2 protein-coding genes and 1 pseudogene are annotated in these 1,401 nt (G+C 63.0%); all 3 read left to right on the top strand.

What is annotated here, in order from left to right; translation table 11 throughout:
• A pseudogene (locus EN994_RS31495) lies at positions 1–708 on the top strand (arsenical-resistance protein); the annotation flags it as partial.
• Complete coding sequence (gene arsC / locus EN994_RS31490; protein WP_063168658.1) at positions 705–1,127, top strand: arsenate reductase (glutaredoxin); 423 nt, start codon at positions 705–707, stop codon at positions 1,125–1,127. The pseudogene EN994_RS31495 and the gene arsC, both read left to right, overlap by 4 nt.
• 63 nt (positions 1,128–1,190) lie before the next feature.
• A partial coding sequence (locus tag EN994_RS31485; protein WP_164746416.1) for a helix-turn-helix domain-containing protein occupies positions 1,191–1,401 on the top strand: 211 nt, incomplete at its 3' end.

Genomic DNA, 1,401 nt, shown 5'->3' with positions numbered 1-1,401 from the left:
ATCCTTGCCGCGGCGCCGTGCACGGCGATGGTTTTCGTCTGGTCGAACCTGACGCGCGGCGAGCCGAATTTCACGCTGTCGCAGGTAGCGCTCAACGACGCTATCATGATCGTTGCTTTCGCGCCAATCGTCGGCCTGCTGCTCGGCCTGTCGGCGATCACCGTGCCATGGGGCACGCTGATGCTGTCGGTCGCACTCTACATCGTCGCGCCGGTGATCGTCGCGCAGTTGGTTCGTGGCCGGCTGCTGGCAGCGAGGGGACAGGCCGGGCTTGAGGCCCTGCTTGCCACGCTGCAGCCCCTGTCGCTGGTTGCCTTGCTGGCGACGTTGGTGCTGCTGTTCGGCTTTCAGGGCGAGCAGATCATCGCGCAGCCATTGGTGATCGTGCTGCTGGCGGTGCCGATCCTGATCCAGGTCTATTTCAATTCCGGTCTTGCCTATCTGCTCAACCGCCTCAGCGGCGAACGACACTGCGTGGCTGGACCATCGGCGCTGATCGGCGCGTCGAACTTCTTCGAGCTGGCGGTGGCCGCCGCGATCGCGCTGTTCGGGCTGAATTCTGGCGCGGCCCTTGCCACTGTGGTCGGGGTGCTCATCGAGGTTCCGGTCATGCTGTCGGTGGTGTGGATCGTGAACCGCAGCAAGGGCTGGTACGAGATGGGCGGCGCCGTCCGGAATACCATGTCGGCTGAGAGGACCTCGAAATGACCATCACCATCTACCACAATCCCGATTGCGGCACGTCGCGCAACACGTTGGCCATGATCCGCCAGTCGGGCGAGGAGCCGGAGGTGATCGAATATCTGAAGACGCCGCCATCGCGCGAAAGGTTGGTCGACCTGATCGCGGCGATGGGCATTACACCGCGCGCCCTGCTGCGCGAGAAGGGCACACCCTATGCCGAACTCGGCCTTGCCGACCCGAAATGGTCCGACCAGCAGATCCTCGATTTCATGCTGGCACATCCGATCCTGATCAACCGGCCGATCGTCGTCAGTCCGCTCGGCGTCGTGCTGGCGCGGCCGTCGGAAAAGGTGCTGGACATTCTGCCCAATCCGGACATCGGCACGTTCACCAAGGAGGATGGCGAGGTGGTCATTTACGCCTCGGGCAAGCGCCCCGGTTGACGCTATTTCCATAATTTTCGAAATTGGGTTGACGGCGCGAAAAGTGCTGCGTAGCTTATTTCCATGAGACTCGAAAAAGCAGCCGCGCAGCTTGAAGCGCTCGGCAATCCGACGCGGCTTCAGCTCTATCGCATCCTGGTGCGGGCCGGTGATGACGGGCTTGCCGTCGGCAGCGTCCAGGGCAGGCGCGACATTCCGTCCTCCACGCTGTCGCATCACCTCAAACGGCTGGTCGATACCGGGCTTGTCACGCAGGAACGGCAAGCGACGACGC

It is taken from the genome of Mesorhizobium sp. M7A.F.Ca.CA.002.09.1.1, assembly GCF_003998555.1.
In the GTDB taxonomy this organism is placed as follows: Bacteria; Pseudomonadota; Alphaproteobacteria; order Rhizobiales; family Rhizobiaceae; genus Mesorhizobium; species Mesorhizobium ciceri.
The sequence above is the reverse complement of the archived record's forward strand: the minus strand, read 5'-3'. Positions and strand labels throughout refer to the sequence as shown.